The sequence below is a fragment of the Paraburkholderia fungorum genome (assembly GCF_003610895.1).
Taxonomy (GTDB): domain Bacteria; phylum Pseudomonadota; class Gammaproteobacteria; order Burkholderiales; family Burkholderiaceae; genus Paraburkholderia; species Paraburkholderia fungorum_B.
Genome location: NZ_MCAS01000009.1, coordinates 24,124 through 41,344, shown reverse-complemented (window position 1 = coordinate 41,344; position 17,221 = coordinate 24,124). Strand labels below are relative to the sequence as shown.

Sequence of the window (17,221 nt, the reverse complement as noted above, 5' to 3'; positions counted from 1 at the left end):
CTGCATCGCACGTCCGCGTCAGGCACGCCCTGGAGACCGCTCTGCGCCGCGAAGGCATTCCCCCTGCGGGACTGGAGATCGGCGATGCGTCTTTTCCTGCTGTGCTTCGCAGCGGCATGTTTGACCGCCTGCGCCGCCAAGCCTCCCGCCACCGCATTCGACCGTCCGGTCACCCACGCACTGCCCGTCACCGACACAACGCCGCTTCGCACGGCCCTCGCGCCACTCGAAGCCGCGCATCCGGACGAGTCCGGCTTCCGGGTATTGTCGAGCGGCACTGACGCCTTGCAGATGCGTATTGCCCTCGCACGCGCGGCGACGAAAACGCTCGACATGCAGTACTACATCGCCAATGAGGACACCACTGGCAAGCTGCTGCTCGGCGCCGCACTCTACGCGGCCGATCACGGTGTGAAAGTGCGCATGCTGGTCGACGATCTGAACTTCAAGGACATCGATCGCACGATGGCGGGCCTGAACTCGCATCCCAACATCGCGATCCGCGTCTTCAATCCGTTCGGCAGCGCGCAGGAAGGTGTATTCCAGCGCACCACCAACGTGTTCACGCAGATCGATCATTTCACGCGCCGCATGCACAACAAGTCGATGATCACCGACAACCAGTTGGCCATCGTCGGCGGACGCAACCTCGGCGACGAATATTTCAGCGCCAGCGAAACGCTGCAGTTCCGCGATCTCGACGTACTCGCGGCCGGTCCGATTACCGCCGACATCTCCGCGAGTTTCGACAACTACTGGAACAGCAGCATCGCTTATCCGCTGCAGGTGCTGAACAAACAGAAGTTCGAAGCTAACGAACTCGACCAGACGCGCGACGATTTGCGCGCGCATTGGCGCGCCAACGCCGATCCATACAATGCAAAGCCGCTGAACGCCACACCGCTCGCCTCGCAGATTGCCCAGAATCAACTCGGCTTGACGTGGGCGCCGGCTGAATTCAAGGCGGACCTGCCGGAGAAAATCGAACATCCGTCGCCGGACTATGTCAGCCCGCCGATGCAACGATTGGCCGAGCTGATGCATGACGCGCAGAAAGATTTTCTGATCATTTCGCCCTACTTCGTACCGCACGAGAGCGGCGTCAAGGCGGCCGGCGAACTGACGCGGCGGGGCGTACGGATTGTCGTGCTGACCAACTCGCTCGCCGCAACCGACGCGGTGGCCGTGCAAGCCGGCTATAGCCCGTTTCGCGTGCCGCTGCTGCAGCAGGGCGTGGAGTTGTACGAATTCAAACCGCAGCGGGACGCGCCACGCGCGCGTTTGATCGGATCTCACTCGCGCGTCAGCCTGCACGCCAAGACTTATGTGATCGACCACAAGATTCTGGTGATCGGCTCAATGAACCTCGATCCGCGCTCGGCCAATCTGAACACCGAACAGACGCTGGTGATCCATAGCCCCGCGCTCGCCGAACAGGTCGCGCAACTCTTCGAACATGCCATCGCGCCCGACGCGAGCTACCACGTCACGCTCGCCGACCCGGCGCAACTCGCCTATCTGCGCTCGATCGGCGCCCCCCTTTCGCCGCTCGTCTGGACCGACGTCGAGGACGGCACGCGCCGTACCTATATCTTCGATCCGCAAGCGGGTTTTTACCGGAACGCGCTAACGGGTCTATTCTCCTTATTGCCGGTTAACGCACAACTTTGACGCACAACTTTAGACGCACAACTTTGAAAAGCGGAGTTGAACCATGACTGAAGACGTACGAATGGAGCGCGACACGTTCGGCGAAATCGCCGTGCCGAACGCTCGTCTATGGGGCGCGCAGACCCAGCGCTCGCTGCAGAATTTCCGTATTTCGTCCGAGAAACAATCGCCCGAACTGATCACTGCGCTGGCCGTCATCAAGCGCGCCGCCGCCGAGGTCAACCAGGGTCTGGGCGTGCTCGACGAGCACAAGGCGAAGGCGATCATGCAAGCGGCCGATGAGATCATCGACGGCAAGCATCCGGAGGAATTTCCGCTTGCCGTGTGGCAAACCGGCTCCGGCACGCAGACCAACATGAACCTCAACGAGGTGATCGCGAATCGCGCGAGCGAGCTGCTCGGCGGCGAGCGCGGCGAAGCGCGCAAGGTGCATCCGAACGACGACGTGAATCGCGGCCAGTCGTCGAATGACGTGTTTCCGACGGCGATGCACGTGGCCGCCGCCTACGGGATCGTCAAGCACCTGCTGCCCGCGCTGAAGACGCTGCGCGACACGCTCGACAGGAAAGCCAAAGCCTTCGCCGACGTCGTCAAGATCGGCCGCACGCACCTGCAGGACGCCACCCCGCTGACGCTTGGCCAGGAGTTCTCGGGCTACGTCGCGCAACTCGATCACGGCCTCCGTCATCTGGAATCGGCGCTGCCGCATCTGTACGAACTCGCGCAGGGCGGCACGGCGGTCGGCACGGGCCTGAACGCGCATCCGCAATTCGCAGACAAAGTGGCGGCAGCGATCGGCAAGCTCACCGGCCTGCCGTTCGTCTCCGCGCCGAACAAATTCGAAGTCATGGCCGGGGCCGATGCGCTGGTGTTCGCGCACGGTGCATTGAAGACGGTGGCGGCGAGTCTGAACAAGATCGCCAACGACATCCGCTGGCTTGCTAGCGGCCCGCGCTGCGGGCTCGGCGAACTGTCGATTCCAGAAAACGAACCGGGCAGCTCGATCATGCCGGGCAAGGTCAATCCCACCCAGTCCGAAGCGCTGACGATGCTGTGTTCACAGGTGTTCGGCAACGACGTCGCGGTGAATATCGGCGGCGCGAGCGGCAACTTCGAACTCAACGTGTTCCGGCCGATGATCGCGCACAACGTGCTGCAGTCGATCCGTTTGCTCGCCGACGGCGCGCACAGTTTCAACGACAACTGCGCGGTGGGCATCGAGCCGAATCGCGAGCGCATCGATACGCTACTCAACGAATCGCTGATGCTGGTGACGGCGCTCAATCCGCACATCGGCTACGACAAGGCCGCTCAGATCGCGAAGAAAGCGCACAAGGAAGGCACCACGCTGAAGGCAGCGGCGCTCGCGCTCGGCTACGTTACCGAGCAGCAGTTCGACGAGTGGGTACGGCCGAAGGATATGGTCGGGCATTCGGCAGGGTGATCCGCGGATTACTCACGTGGACTGATCACTCGCCTTGAACGGCACGCCGTGCGAACGCAATCATCGCGCGGCGTGCCTGGATGGCTTAAACGCGCGGCTTAAACCTTACCCTGCGCCACTTCTTCCGGCTTCAGCTCGACGATTGCGTCGAGCGCCTGCTTCACGTCCATCGCGTACTTGGCGAGGCGCTTCTGTTCCTCGGTTTCCGGCACGAAGGCCGGCACCGGCACCGGGTGGCCGTTCTCATTGACGGCCACCATCACTACCAGGCAGTCCGTGGTTTGCAGCAGCTCGCCGCCCTTCGGATCGCCCGCCTGCACCGACACGTGGATATGCATGCTGGTGCGGCCCGTCGCCACGACGCGCGCGCGCAGTTCGACCAGATTGCCGACCAGGATCGGCCGGCGAAAGCGAATATTGCCGACGCTGACCGTCACGCAGTAGCGCCCGGACCAAACGGCCGAGCACGCATAGGCGGTCTCGTCGATCCATTTCATCAACGCGCCGCCATGCACCTTGCCGCCAAAGTTGACCGAACTGGGTTCGGCGAGAAAGCGAAAGGTGGTTTCGGAACGGTCCAACGGCGCTAAGGCAGGGGTGCTCATCTTGACTCCGGTCAATCGGATGCATTAAAGGAGGCGATTATACGAGCGCAATATTGCCTCCGTCGCCAGTTGGACCGGGTTATCTTGCCGAATTTCGGCCTGAACAGCCGCCCTCCTTTCGTCGAGCTTTCATTGACGCCGCGGCACGGCTGTGGAGTCAAACCGCTCCCGGTACTCGAGCGGCAACACGCCGAAACGCCGCACAAACGCGCGCCGCAAGTTCTGCTCGCTGCCGAAGCCGCAATCGAGCGCAATCCGCTTGAGCGGCCGGCGTGATTCGGCGAGCCCCCGTGCGGCCGCCTCCAGACGCAGTGCCGACACGGTTTTAGCCGGCGTGCGGCCGACCTCGTCGACGTAGCGCCGCGCGAATGTCCGCGGACTCATCCGCGCATGCTCGGCCAGACGCTCGACCGACAAGTCGTCGCGTAGATTGGCCGCCATCCAGCTGTGCAGCGCCTCGAATGGCCCGCCCGCCGAAGCCTGGGCCGCCAGCGCGGCGCTGAATTGCGACTGGCCGCCGGGCCGCTTCATAAACACCACAAGCCGTCGCGCCGCCTGCATCGCGACGGCGTGACCGACATCTTCTTCGATCAGCGCCAATGCCAGATCGATCCCCGCTGTCACCCCCGCCGAAGTCCAGACGACGCTCCCGCCTTCCCCGTGCCCCACATCGCGGATGAAGATCGGATCGGCGTCGACCCGCACGTTGGGAAAGCGGCGCGCGAGGTGCGACGCTTCACCCCAATGGGTAGTCGCGCGGCGCCCGTCGAGCAGACCGGCCGCCGCAAGATAGAAGGCCCCCGTGCAGACCGAGCACACGCGCCGTGCCTGCGGCGCACGGCGTCTGATCCACGCGACCAGTTCCGGCTGCAAGGTGCAATGCTCGTCGATCGGGACGCCCGGGACAATCAGTGTGTCGATCGGCTGGTCGTCGAGCGAATCGAGCCGCTCCGTGACGACCGGCAAACCCGGGAAGGTTTGCAACACACCGCCGTCGATCGACGCGACGGTCGTGCGATAGGCGACCGGCCCGGCGGGCTGGCCAGGCTGACTGGTTGAGCCAGCCGCGGCCGCCATCGTCAACTCGGCGCGCCAGAACGCTTCGAGCGGCCCGCAGGCATCGAGCAACACGAGCTCAGGCGCGACCGCGAAAACAATATGACGTGCAGCCATCAGGACACCTCCTCCGAGCGTTGCCGCCTGCTTGACCACGCATACGCCAGCGTAGCCAGTGCGGCTATCGCAAGCGGCGGAAAAATCGCGGCGTTGATCGTTGCCCAGCCGAAGCGCGCCAGCAATTGCCCGGCGAACAGCGAGCCCAGCGCGGAGAACGCGAAGGTCGTGAATTCGCTGGTTGCCTGCGTCTTGGCCCGTTCGGAGGGCCGGTACGATTGCGCGAGCAGCGTCGATCCGCCGACGAACATCAAATTCCAACCCACACCGAGACACGCGAGCGCTGCGTAAAAGTGCGGCAGATCGGTCGAGCGCAACGCCAGCACGCCGCACAGCGCGGACAGCACAATCCCCGCGCCGATCACCGGCAGCACGCCGAAGCGCCTGATCAGCCCTGCGGAAAACAGCGACGGCGCGAACATGCCGACCAGGTGCCATTGAATGATCGCCGCGCCATCGCCGATCGTGTGGCCGCAGGCGACCGCCGCAATCGGCGTCGCGGTCATCACGAACATCATCACGGCGTAGCCGAGCGCATTGTTGGCGAGCGCGGCGGCAAAGATCGGCTGCCGGACGATTGCGCCGAGCGGCCGGGCCGGTTCGTGAGCCACCGCCGCACTCGCGTGCGGCGCCGCGTCGCGATAAAGCAGCGCCAGCATGACAATCGATACGAGCCCGAAACCGGTGACAAGCGCATAGGAGCCCGCGAACGCGACCGGCGCGAGCCAGTCCTTGCTCCATGCGGCGAGAAGCGGCCCGCAGACGGCAGCCACCACGCCGCCGGTGAGCACGGTTGAAATCGCCCGGCTCTTGCCTTCGATGCCGACGGCATCCGCGGCCGCCAGCCGGTAGTACTGGGCGAACGCCTGGAACACGCCGACCGTCGCCGTGCCGGTACAGAACGCCCAGAAACTGTGATGAAAGATCGCCCAGACGGAGACAGCCCCGCCCAGCGCGCCGACGCCCGCGCCGAGCACGAAACCCGCGCGCCGGCCGATGCGCGCCATCAGGAACGACGCAAAGATCGTGGTCAGCGCGGCAGCGACGGTAATCAGCGAGAACGGCAGCGTCGCGAGTGCCTTGTCGTCGGCAAGCGTGTAGCCGACCAGACCCGTCAAGGTCAGATCGATCGAAACCGACGAGGTGTAGAGCGCCTGGCAAACCGCCAGCACGCGCGCGGCGCGCCGGCCGTTGGGATCGGAATGGTCGGAGCCGCTTTGACGGGCGGCGAGGGGAGCAGCGGTAACGGTGGAAGATGCGGTGGAAGGTACGGCGGAAGGTGCGGTGGAAAAAACAGCGGGCGGCGGCATCGGCGGGCCTCGGTCGGCGAAAGTGGCGATGCTCCGATCGTCACATGGCCGGTGGTGGCAGAAATGACAATGATGCATCAATTCCAGCCAGCCGACGCGCTCACCCGCCTGAAAAAGCGGCCGCGGCCGCGTCGGGCTTACTTGCGGACCGTCACGCCCTCGTCGATCGTGCCGTACATCGTGATGCTGCCGGTGCCCGCACCCGAGTTCGAACCGGAACCGCCCTGCGCGCACGCGCTCAACAGCAGAACCGCGCTAGCGGTGGCAACGGCGGCAAGAAGAAGTTTCATGACAGCGTGTTCCTGCAAGGACAGGCTTCGATTTTAGCCTGGCGGCCTGGCGCGACGCCGAAGCGACGCCGGACCGGCACCGGACCGACGCCGGACCGACGCCAAAGCGCCACCAAGGTACACAGCCCGCTCGCGCCACCGCGTTTTCGTAACCGCTGCATTCGACGATTCACGCTAAGCTGAAACATCGAATACGGCAGCCCGGTACAGTGGACTGCATGGCGCCCTGCCCGCGCCGCCAACCGGAGACGCGCAATGCCCGCAATCCTCGCAGACGAGCAAAACCATTTTCCAGGCTTGAGCCGTATCGGAGCGCTGCTTGCCGACCCCGGGCGCGCCGCGATGCTGTGGGCGCTGATGGACGGCAGCGCCCGTCCGGCCGGCGAACTGACGATGATCGCCGGGCTCTCGCCCTCGGCGGCCAGCGCTCATCTGGCGCGCCTGACCGACGGCGGCCTGCTCGCGCTCGAAGTGCGTGGCCGGCATCGCTATTTCCGCATCGCCTCGCCGGATATCGCCGCGTCCATCGAAGCGCTCGCCAACGTCGCGCAGGTGAGCGCGCCGCAACGCACCGTGCCGCGGCCAGTGCGCACCGTGCCGGTCGACATGCGCTACGCCCGCACCTGCTACGACCACATGGCGGGCGAATTGTCCGTGCAGGTGTTCGAGCGGATGGTCGAGCGCGGTCTGCTGACGCTGCACGGTTCCTCGCTCGAAGCCACCGCCGACGGCGCCGCGCGTTTCGCTGATTGGGGCATCGACATGTCGGCCCAGAAAAGCCGCCGGCGCCGCTTTGCCTGCACCTGTCCCGACTGGAGCGAGCGGCGTCCGCATCTGGGTGGCGCGCTCGGCGCGGCGCTGCTCGATTCATGGTCGGCGCATGGCTGGGTCGAACGCACGGACCGCCCGCGGATCTTGCGCATCACACCGTCGGGCCACCGTCATTTCGACGCGTTTCTCGCCGTTTGAAGCTCGCCTAACTGACTGACGCAATTACATAATTTGTTCGATCAGCTTACGAAATGCCTTATCGAGACCTTTTGTTACATGCTTGCGAAAGGGCCTTACAAAACTGGGGGCCTTGAAACAAACCGTACGGGTAGAGTGGTTCTCACGGATGCTGCACAATGCCGCGTCCGTCGGAGATAAACCATGAGAACAGTGACCACACCCCAACACTCGAAACGCCGGATGACCGGCTATACGCTGATCGCCGCCGCGGCATTTCTGTTCGCGGCGCAAGCCACTTTTGCACAGGAAGCCGAACAGGCGCCGCCGGGCGCTGCAACGCAAAATACCGATCCGCCGGGGCGCGTGGCGCGTCTGAACTACACGGCCGGCGCCGTGACCACCGAACCGGCCGGCGCAACCGACTGGTCGTACGCACAAATCAATCGCCCGCTCACCACCGGCGATCAATTGTGGAACGACCAGAATGCGCGCTCCGAATTGCATATCGGCTCGACCGCGGTGCGCCTCGACCAGTCCACCAGCCTTGACATCCTCAATCTCGACGACAACAGCGCGCAGCTGAAGGTCGCCCAGGGCACGTTGTCGGCGCGGGTGCGCCAACTGGCGCCCGGCTCCTCCTACGAAATCGACACACCGAACCTGGCGCTCGGCCTGAACGGCCCCGGCGACTATCGCGTCGACGTGGCGCCGGACGGCAGCAGCACCACCGTCACTGTGCGCAGCGGCAGCGCGACCGTGTACGGCGACAGCGGCCAGGTGCCGATCTCGGCCGGCCAGCAGATCCGCTTTGCCGGCACCAACCTGCAACAGGTCGCCGATAACGGCGCACCTGGCCTCGATGCCTTCGATCAATGGGCGGCAAGCCGCGACGCAGCGGAAGACCGCTCGGTGTCGGCACGCTACGTATCGCGCGACATCCCCGGCTATCAGGATCTCGACGCCAACGGCACATGGCAGAGCAGCCCGCAATACGGTGAAGTGTGGGTGCCGCGTGCGACACCCGTCGGCTGGGCGCCTTATCACGACGGCCATTGGGTGTGGCAAGCGCCGTGGGGCTGGACCTGGGTCGACGACGCGCCGTGGGGTTTCGCGCCCTACCACTATGGACGCTGGGCCTATGTCGACGACTCGTGGGCGTGGGTGCCCGGACCGATCGTGGTCAGCGCGCCGCCGGTCTATGCACCGGCCCTGGTTGCCTTCGTGGGCGGCGGTGGCGGTGGAGTCAACTGGGGGGTCAGTCTGGCGATCGGCGGCGCTGTCGCAGCCGGGGTGGCGTGGTTCCCGCTCGGCCCAGGCGAGCCGTGGCATCCGAACTGGGGCGGTCACAACAACTGGAGCCCGGGTTACTACAATCGCGTCAACAACACGACTGTCGTCAACAACTACAACCGCAACATCAACGTGACGAATGTGAATGTGACCAACATTCACAACACGTACATCAACTATCGCGCGCCGGGTGGCGTGACCGCGGTGCCGGCGACGGCTTTCGTGCAAGGTCAATCGGTTGGCCGCTTCGCGCAGAAGGTCAATCCGCAGCAGTGGCACAACGCGCAGATCAATCCGGGTGGTCCGGGGATCGCGCCCGTGAAGCAAAGCTTCGGACCGGGTTTGCGTAACGCGAACTACCGTCCGCCGGCAGCCGTGATGGCGCGTTCGGTCGTTGCCACGCGCACGCCGGCTGTTCCGGCTGCGTACCACGACACGCTCGCGCAACGTTTTGCGCAGAGCGGCGGACGGGTGCCGGGTGCGGGCGAGCCGATCGTGCGGACCTCGGTGCCGGCGCACATGGTGGGCGCTCCGGGGGCCGTGCCGGCCCAGAACGTGCGCGTCGTGCAGTCGCATATGGCCGGGCGGACGCCGGGCGCGGCGCCGGGTGCGCCTAATGGCATGCAACAGGCTGGTCAGCGGCCCGGCGAAGCGCCGAACGCTCAACCGCAGCGTGGCGGCGAGCCGCAAGCCCGCCCGGGCACGCCGGCGCAAACGGCCAATCTGCACGAGCAACCAGGCGAGGCCGCGCGTCCGTCCAATGGCGTGCCGCATCCGCCGCAAGCGAACGGCGCCAACCCGAACGCTTACGCCCAGCAGCACGGTGCACCGGCGCAAGCGGGTCAGCAACCCGGCGCGGAAGCACGGCGTGAACCGGCATGGACGCAGCCGCACACGCCGATGGCTCAACAGGCGCAGCAACATGCTGCCCCGCAGGAGCAGGCACGTCAGCCGGAAAGTCGTCCTGAACCGCAGCAGGCTCAGCGTCAGCCGGAAGCGCAGCCGCCGCACGCACCTGAAGTGCACGCCCAGCCGCAGGAGCCCCGCCCGCAGCCGATGCAACCGGCGCAACAGCAGCCGCGCGAGGAATACCATCCGCAGCCGCAACAGGCACAGCAGCCGCGTCCTGAACCGCGTCCGCAACAGGTACAGCAACCGCGCCCCGAACCGCGTCCGCAACAGGTGCAGCAGCCGCGTCCTGAACCGCGTCCGCAACAGGCGCAGCAGCCGCGTCCTGAACCGCGTCCGCAGCAGGTGCAGCAGCCGCACCCCGAGCCGCATCCGCAACACGAGGAGCAGCATTCGAACAGCGGCAATCGTGACGAGCACCACAAAAGCTAAGGGCGACGCACGCAGCTAGATGCGCGTGCAACCTGCCTGCCTGAAGCCGATAAGAAAAAACCCCCGCGATCTGCATCGCGGGGGTTTTTCTTTGAACGGTCTGCGCGCCGATGCCCAGACCCGTATTCAGGCAGGGTTCAGACCGCCATTGGCGCAGTGAGCGGCTCGTGATGACGGTAGCCGACGAGCGAAAAGTCCGACGGCTCGATTTTCTCGAGCCACTCCGGCTCGTACACGCCGGTTTTCGCATAGTCGGGCACCCTGTCCGAAATCGCGAAGGCCGGGCTTTCGTACGGCTCGCGCGTGAGCTGTTGCTGCAACATATCGAGCTGGTTTTCGTAGATATGCGCGTCGCCGATGAAGTAGGTAAACCAGCGCGGCGTATAGCCCGTCAAGCGGCCGACCAGATGCAGCAAAGCCGCGCCTTCGGTCAGATTGAACGGCGTGCCAAGGCCGACATCGTTGCTGCGGATGTACAAACACAGCGAAATTTCACGGCGCGCGACATTCGGCAGGAACTGGTAAAGCAGGTGGCAAGCCGGCAGCGCGATCTGGTCCAGCACGGCGGGGTTCCACGCATGAAACAGAATTCGCCGGTCGGCGGGGTTCTGCATGATCGTGTCGAGACACTGCCGCAATTGGTCGATCGCCTTGTATAGCAGCACTTTGCGGCTGCCGTCTTCGTCGAACTCCGTCACCACCTGGAAGCCGCGCGCGGCGGCATCGGCCAGTTGCGCTCCCGCGTCTGCGTCCAGCACCTTGTAGGCCGGCCATTGGCGCCATTGCACGCCGTACACGTCGCCGAGGTCGTCCGGACCCTGGCGATACGGATTGGCGAGCCATTGCGGGTTCTGATTGGCGTTCGCGTCCCACACCTTGCAGCCCAGATCGCGAAAATCCGCGGCGCTGCGCGAGGCGCGCAAAAACCCGACCAGTTCGCCCACCGCCGACTTGAATGCCAGTTTTTTCGTGGTGACGGCGGGAAAGCCCTGCTGGAGGTCGAAGCGCAACATGGCGCCCGGCATGCTGATGGTGCGGATGCCGGTGCGGTTCTCCTGCCACGTGCCGGTGTCGAGAATCGTGCGGACGAGGTCGAGGTATTGTTTCATGCGGGTTCCTTCGACGCGGCGCGCCCTTGAGTCAGGGCAATGCGCCACGGAGATTGAGCGGAAAACCCGATTTTAACAAGCGCGGCCGCGCGGCGCCCGGTCGGCGCGCGCGGCGGAGAAAATAACGGCGGAAAAGCGCGTCAGAGATGCGGCACCGAGGCCGGCAACTCGCCGTGCGGCGTGGCCATCGGTTCGCCTTCCATATGGCGCATGCCGTGTGAGCAAAGCAGGCGGTACAGCGTCACGCGCGAGATGCCGAGTTCCTGTGCGGCGTCGCCGAGACGGCCGCGATGCCGCAGAAGCGCAAGCTCGATGGCTTGACGTTCTGCCGCTTCGCGCGCCTGGGCGAGCGACACGGGCACGATTTCCACGTATTCGGCCAGCTCGAGATCGCGCGCCGTGATCGCGCGCCCTTCCGACATCACAATGGCGCGCCGCACACGATTGATCAACTCGCGCACGTTGCCCGGCCAGCCATAGTTATGCAATGCCGCGATGGCGTCAGGCGCGAAACCGCGCAGACGGCGGCTTGCATCTTTCTTGAAACGTTCCAGCATGTGCCGCGCAAGCAGTTCGATATCCTTACCACGCGCACGCAACGGCGGTTCGTCGATTTGCAGCACGCACAGACGGTGATACAGATCGGAGCGAAACCGCCCTTCGATCATCGCCGCTGTCATATCCACGTGCGTTGCCGAAATGATGCGCACGTCGACGTCGATCGAGCCGTGACCGCCCAGCCGCTCCACTTTACGTTCCTGCAGGAAACGCAGCAGGCTCGCCTGGCTTTCGAGCGGCAGATCGCCGATTTCATCGAGGAACAGCGTGCCGCCGTTGGCCGCTTCCACCCGGCCGATCTTGCGCTGATTGGCGCCGGTGAACGCGCCGCGCTCATAGCCGAATAGTTCGGATTGCAACAGATGTGGTGGAATCGCGCCGCAGTTGATCGGCACAAAAGGCGCATTGCGGCGTGCCGAGCGTTCATGGATCGCGACTGCGGTCAGCTCCTTGCCCGTGCCCGATTCGCCCGAGATGAACACCGGCGCGTCGGTCATCGCCACTTTGCGAATCGAACGGAACAGCGCGAGCATCGCGTCGCACGAACCGACCATTTCGCCTTCGGCGCCTTGCGATCCATCGTTCGAAGCCGGCTCGCCAAGCGAGATCATGCCGTATGCATGACCGACCGAATCGACGATCCTGTCGCCCGAGTAAGGCACCGTTACATAGTCGAAACAATAGTCCCGGACGAGCCGGCGCAAGGCCGCGTCCTGCAGTTGTCCGGGCGTGGTGGCCGCAACCCAGCCGACGTTCGGAATAGTCAGACAGGACTCAAACGCGGCGATCTCGTGTGGCTGAAATTCACTAGACAGATCGAGCAGGCCGCCCGCCGCCATTCCGGCGCGGACAGCACGGCGCACGTCGCGCGCCGACCCCACGACTTCAACGTGCCAGCCGCGCTGATGAAAGCGCGTATTCAGTTCCGCGCTCGGATCGCGTGAAACGTAAATCAGTTGCCGCGTTGCGGGTTCCATTATTCAGATCCTCTCGTCAACGAACGTTAAGGATGACGTACGCACCTGAACCGCGGTTCAGACACGCTGACTCATCCGGGATTCGCGAAATAGCAAAACCCGAACGGTCATTCCATTCCGTGCGGACAGCTGATCCCCAAGAAAGCGGCGTGTGTGTTTGAGACGGCCCGTTAGCGGGCTTTTTTAAATCTGAAGCTGTTTTCGAGAGCTTACTATACGCGCGCCACTTGGAAAACAATTATGCGAATTTAATCGGGGACTCCTTGCCCAGCAAGGCCAGACGGGCGATCAAAACTTATTCAGCTTATGAATAAATGCATTGTGGAAGCGCTTTTCCTAGCGTTGACCCCAAGGTAGTTCATACCGTCATATTTAACGAATTATAGGTATTTTCTGCCTGCCGTTTCAGCACTGAAACGTTTTTGTCCGATTTCTCAGTTGTTTCTCCGCGGTATGCGGGTCGCCTCCAGACGCATCAATGGATTGCGACTCATGGCACACGTTTCGCTAAATGCTGTGCACCAAGGAGACACATCATGCGACTCGCTTTCCGCATCGACCTGAACAACATTGCGCTCGGCACCGCACTATGCGCCGCCGCGATGGCCTTGATCGTGCTGCCAGCTGGCGTCAATGCACAGGAATTCACCCTGCCTCAATCAGCCACGACGGCCGAAACCGCCGATGCGGGTTCCGCCACCCTCGCGAGCACGACGCTCGCAGCGGTGACGATCCCGGACACGGCGGCCATTCGTACGGCGAGCGCGGCTGCGGTAGACAACAAGGTCGCCAGCACGAACGACAGCGCCACGTCGCGCAGCGATCTGGCCGGCAACGCGCTGAGCATTCCTGCCGACACCGCGTCCGTGAACAACCTCGTGCTGGACGATCAGGCGCTGTCCAGTCAGCGCGGCGGCTTCAGCGGCATGTTGATGGTCGCGGCCACCCCGCAGATGATGCGCAGCTTCAACAGCGGTGGCAATGGCGTGACGCTGTGGGACGAAATTGCTCCGCCGTCGCAGTTGCCGGTTCCCGTCGACGTCGCCCGCTCTGCACAAGGCAACGTCACGAGCTACCAGAGAAATTAGCGCGGCGATCCGTGCGCCGCCCAGGACCGTACCGGCCGATCGTCCGCCAGCAAGGAGCTGACATGAACGCCTCAACCCAGATGCCGAGTAGCCGCCGCGTGGCGCTACTCTCCGCGCTGCTCGGTGTGCTCGCCGCGGGTGCCGTGACAGGTGCCGCCGCGCAGCAGGTAACCCAGCCGGGCAACCTGATCATCGAACGTGACATCACACCGCGCGATGCGTTCGTGCCGGTGCCGAAGAACCAGGATCCGATTGCCGTGCAGATCCAGACCTTCCCGAGCGCAACGTTCGACGGCGTGCTCGGCTCGACCGCCAGCGATCTCGATCTGAACGGCGCGCACGCCGCTTCCGGCATCGTCGGCAACGGCTTCATGCAGGCGCTGGTCGGCACAAACGGTATCCAGCACATGCTCGCGGGCAATGCCGTGCCGGTCGGCGCAGGCGCCAGCTTCGGCGGCGCCGGCGGAATCGGCGGCACGATCGCCCAGTCGGTCAACAGTGCCCTCGCCCCGCTCGGCGCTGCTTTGGGAGCCATGAAATGACGATGACACACGCCCCGGCAGCGCAGCGCCTTCCGTCACGCAAGCAGTCACGCTGGCCTCTGATGGTCTGCGCGTTCATCGGCCTTGCGAGCGTCGCGGCACACGCCCAAACGCCGCCCGCGATCGTCGACGCGCTGTCGGTGATCGGCAACGGCGCGGCCAACGGTGCAACTGGGGTCGTTGCCATCAACGAAGCAGCGGGACTCGACAACGTGCAGGCAAATCAGGGCGTGCTCGCCAACGGGCAAGCCCCTCTCAATCTGATCAGCAGCTCGCAGAGCGCGTCCACGAACGCGAAGACGACGGCCGCGAAAAGCACGATCAGCAACAACGCATTTTCAAACACCTCTGGCCTTATCGAAGTGAATCAGTCGGCGGGTGTAGGGAATCTTCAGCGGAACAGCGCCGTAATCGGTTCTGGACCGCTTGAAGCGGAGATCGTAGCGGATGGGGTGCTATCCGCTACGACCGCCAAGGGCGGCAGCCTGGGAAAGGCTAGCGATAACCACGACGCACGCGAGGTATCTATCGGTGCGGACGCGCTCAAAAACGTCAGTGGGATCGTCCAGATCAACCAGACTGCCGGCTCAGGTAACGTCAGTTCAAACAGTTTTGTGCTCCGTCCCCCGGCGGGCACCTTTTTCTAACGAGCCACACTCTTTATCGGAGCGTCATCATGAAGCGCACAATCATTGCAGCGGCTGTCCTGTCGACGATGGCAGCAAGCTCGGCTTACGCCGAATGCACGGCTGGTTGCGACCCGGCTGAGCTCTTTACCGCAACCAACATCTATACCGACATCGGCGAGTTCGGCTTCATCACGCTGCGCGGCCACGTCGATGTGGGGAGCAGCTCCGGCGCCACGGTCAACAACACGCAAAACGTGAGCGTGGCCGGCGTGAAAATGAATACGCCGCCGCAGAGCTACACCACCGGCCACGTGACCACGACGATCAACACGACGGATAGCTGGAACCATGCAAGCGGCAGCGGTGGCGGCTGGGGCGTGAGCCAGTCGTATAGCAGCAACGCCTGGGCCTATGACAAGAGCAACACGCAGACCAACACGGCCTCGTCGAGCGCCGCGTTTATCGCAGGCGGCGGCTTCGCAACCGGCTTCGAAGGCTCGGTCAAAGGCTACAACTATGCGAACACGCATGCCTCCGCGAACGGCTTCCTCGCAGCGGGCTTTATCGCCGGTCTCGGCGGCGGCCCCGGCGTGATCTTCGGCGGCCTCGCGGCAGGCTTCGCTGGCGCACTCAACACCCACGTCTCGAGCAACTTCGGCGCCGGGCTTGAAGCGCAGGCAGCCGGCTACGGCGTGGCATACGGCGGCTACTCGGCAGCCAGCCAGAACACGGCGACGGAAACCCGCAGCGGCTATGGCGGCAAGGTCAGCGAAAGCTACTCCGAAGGCAGCCACGCCTACGGATGGGCCAATAACTACGACGACAACAAGGGCTCCATCACCGTCACGGGCAGCATCACCCAGCACATCGACACCGAAAAACCGACGACGATGTCGGCCGGCATCGGCAAGGACGCGCTGGATACGGCAAACGGCAACATTGGCGTCAACATCTCCACCGGCGTCAACAACGCCCAGTCCAATGACGCCGCCCTGTCGAACATGGATGTCGGCCCGGTGTTCGGCAGCGCGCAGATCTACTCGACGCAGGCATCGAGCGGCTCGGCGACCGTGGGTGACTTCAACTTCGTGGCTTCCGTCGGCGCCAAGGCACTGGCCAATGCGACCGGCAATATCGGTGTGAACGTGGCCTCGGGTGCCGGCAACGTGCAGAACAACAGCCTGGCAGCATCGGCTACGACGGACAGCAGCAAGGCAGGTCACGGTCGTGACAGCATGCAAGGTGGCGAAGTCATCGCCAGCGACCAGAACTGCCAGACCGCTGCCGCAGGCGTCACGGGCGAGTTCACCGGCTCGGCGATGCTCGGCGCCGGCGCGCTCAACCATGCTGACGGCAACATCGGTGTGAACATCGCGTCGGGCGTAGGCAACCTGCAACACAACGGCCTTGCAATCGCCAGCGTGTCGCATCAGTAATCAGTAGTCGGTAATCAGCAACTAAAGCTGTATAGCAGGAAGACAACCGGTCAGCCTTCGGGCTCACCGGTTGTCTCCCCTGGGGGGGATAGACCATGTTCGGGGTGAGCAGGGCAACGCATGGCTTTTTTGCGGCGCTCTTCGCTGGACTCGTGTTGTCACAAACGGGTCATGCGCAGAGTGCCCTTTCCATGAATGCCGCAGCGGGCGTGCCGTTCGACGTGAACGTGCGCTCGATCCGCGAGCTACGCTACAACCACATCGTTTCGCAGCGTTACGACTACAGCTGCGGCTCGGCCGCTCTCGCCACGCTGCTGAAGTACGGCTACGGCATCGACATTCCTGAAACCGAAATGATCCGCCGCATGATGGTGTTTTCGACACCGGAGGTGGTGGTCAAGAACGGCTTCTCGATGCTCGACATGAAGAAGTTCGTCGAAACGATCGGCCTGCGCGGCCGCGGGTTTCGCGTCACCGCCGAAGCGCTTTATCACCTGCAGATTCCCGTGCTCGTGCTGATGAACAGCGACGGCTACGAGCACTTCGTCATCGTCAAGCACGCGGAAGACCGCCGCATCTTCATTGCCGACCCCGCCCTCGGCAACCGCATCGTCATGGAAGACGACTTCGTCAAGAAGTGGAACGGCCTCGTATTCGCGGTCGTCGGCAAGCCATTCAAGGAGGATTCTCCGCTCTTGCAAGGCAACGAGTCGCTCGCGCTCAAGCTGCGCGAACGCGCGCTGGAAAACGGCACGGCTGCGACTCCCTTTGTTGAATACGGTTTGATCAAGGCAGAGTTGTTCTGAC

15 protein-coding genes are annotated in these 17,221 nt (G+C 64.0%); 9 read left to right on the top strand and 6 right to left on the bottom strand.

The genetic code is table 11. From position 1 onward, the window contains the following. The first annotated feature begins 84 nt into the window (after positions 1–84). Positions 85–1,671: a phospholipase D family protein gene (locus tag BCY88_RS10355; RefSeq protein ID WP_120344172.1), complete on the top strand. Its 1,587-nt coding sequence runs from the start codon at positions 85–87 to the stop codon at positions 1,669–1,671. 43 nt (positions 1,672–1,714) lie between these two features. After that, positions 1,715–3,115, top strand: coding sequence for a class II fumarate hydratase (fumC, locus tag BCY88_RS10350; RefSeq protein WP_120344171.1), 1,401 nt, complete (start codon positions 1,715–1,717; stop codon positions 3,113–3,115). A 98-nt stretch (positions 3,116–3,213) separates the two neighbouring features. Here fumC and BCY88_RS10345 read toward each other — a convergent pair whose 3' ends face one another. From BCY88_RS10345 to BCY88_RS39815, 4 genes are all read right to left on the bottom strand, one after another. Beyond that, the gene (locus tag BCY88_RS10345; protein WP_120344170.1) at positions 3,214–3,720 is read right to left on the bottom strand and encodes an acyl-CoA thioesterase; all 507 of its coding nucleotides are present in this window, start codon (positions 3,718–3,720) and stop codon (positions 3,214–3,216) included. A 129-nt stretch (positions 3,721–3,849) separates the two neighbouring features. Next, complete coding sequence (locus BCY88_RS10340) at positions 3,850–4,893, bottom strand: GlxA family transcriptional regulator (RefSeq protein WP_120344169.1); 1,044 nt, start codon at positions 4,891–4,893, stop codon at positions 3,850–3,852. Then, positions 4,893–6,203 carry an MFS transporter gene (locus BCY88_RS10335; protein ID WP_120344168.1) on the bottom strand — a complete coding sequence of 437 codons (1,311 nt, stop codon included), beginning with the start codon at positions 6,201–6,203 and terminating at the stop codon, positions 4,893–4,895. The genes BCY88_RS10340 and BCY88_RS10335 overlap by 1 nt, the downstream gene beginning before the upstream one ends. A 137-nt stretch (positions 6,204–6,340) precedes the next feature. After that, positions 6,341–6,493 (bottom strand): hypothetical protein, encoded by a 153-nt coding sequence (locus BCY88_RS39815; RefSeq protein WP_183081333.1) that lies wholly within the window; start codon positions 6,491–6,493, stop codon positions 6,341–6,343. 255 nt (positions 6,494–6,748) lie between these two features. Here BCY88_RS39815 and BCY88_RS10330 point away from each other — a divergent pair, with 255 nt between their 5' ends. Together BCY88_RS10330 and BCY88_RS10325 are read left to right on the top strand one after the other, a co-directional pair. Continuing rightward, positions 6,749–7,462: an ArsR/SmtB family transcription factor gene (locus tag BCY88_RS10330; protein ID WP_120344167.1), complete on the top strand. Its 714-nt coding sequence runs from the start codon at positions 6,749–6,751 to the stop codon at positions 7,460–7,462. Positions 7,463–7,645: 183 nt separating this feature from the next. Continuing rightward, positions 7,646–10,075, top strand: coding sequence for a DUF6600 domain-containing protein (locus BCY88_RS10325; RefSeq protein WP_120344166.1), 2,430 nt, complete (start codon positions 7,646–7,648; stop codon positions 10,073–10,075). A 137-nt stretch (positions 10,076–10,212) separates the two neighbouring features. Here BCY88_RS10325 and BCY88_RS10320 read toward each other — a convergent pair whose 3' ends face one another. Continuing rightward, positions 10,213–11,184, bottom strand: coding sequence for a thymidylate synthase (locus BCY88_RS10320; protein ID WP_120344165.1), 972 nt, complete (start codon positions 11,182–11,184; stop codon positions 10,213–10,215). A 140-nt stretch (positions 11,185–11,324) separates the two neighbouring features. Then, a complete protein-coding gene (locus tag BCY88_RS10315) occupies positions 11,325–12,719 on the bottom strand; it encodes a sigma-54 dependent transcriptional regulator (protein ID WP_120344164.1) in 1,395 nt (464 codons plus the stop codon). A 536-nt stretch (positions 12,720–13,255) separates the two neighbouring features. Between BCY88_RS10315 and BCY88_RS10310 the strand changes: the two genes are divergently transcribed. The 5 genes from BCY88_RS10310 to BCY88_RS10290 all read left to right on the top strand — a co-directional run bounded on the left by BCY88_RS10310 (position 13,256) and on the right by BCY88_RS10290 (position 17,220). After that, a complete protein-coding gene (locus BCY88_RS10310; protein WP_120344163.1) occupies positions 13,256–13,807 on the top strand; it encodes a hypothetical protein in 552 nt (183 codons plus the stop codon). 62 nt (positions 13,808–13,869) lie between these two features. After that, a complete protein-coding gene (locus BCY88_RS10305; RefSeq protein ID WP_120344162.1) occupies positions 13,870–14,349 on the top strand; it encodes a hypothetical protein in 480 nt (159 codons plus the stop codon). Then, a complete protein-coding gene (locus tag BCY88_RS10300) occupies positions 14,346–14,996 on the top strand; it encodes a hypothetical protein (RefSeq protein WP_120344161.1) in 651 nt (216 codons plus the stop codon). Before BCY88_RS10305 ends, BCY88_RS10300 begins: the two co-directional genes overlap by 4 nt. 29 nt (positions 14,997–15,025) lie before the next feature. Next, a complete protein-coding gene (locus BCY88_RS10295) occupies positions 15,026–16,414 on the top strand; it encodes a hypothetical protein (RefSeq protein ID WP_120344160.1) in 1,389 nt (462 codons plus the stop codon). Positions 16,415–16,605: 191 nt separating this feature from the next. Continuing rightward, a complete protein-coding gene (locus BCY88_RS10290) occupies positions 16,606–17,220 on the top strand; it encodes a C39 family peptidase (protein ID WP_259461362.1) in 615 nt (204 codons plus the stop codon). Position 17,221 lies beyond the last annotated feature (1 nt).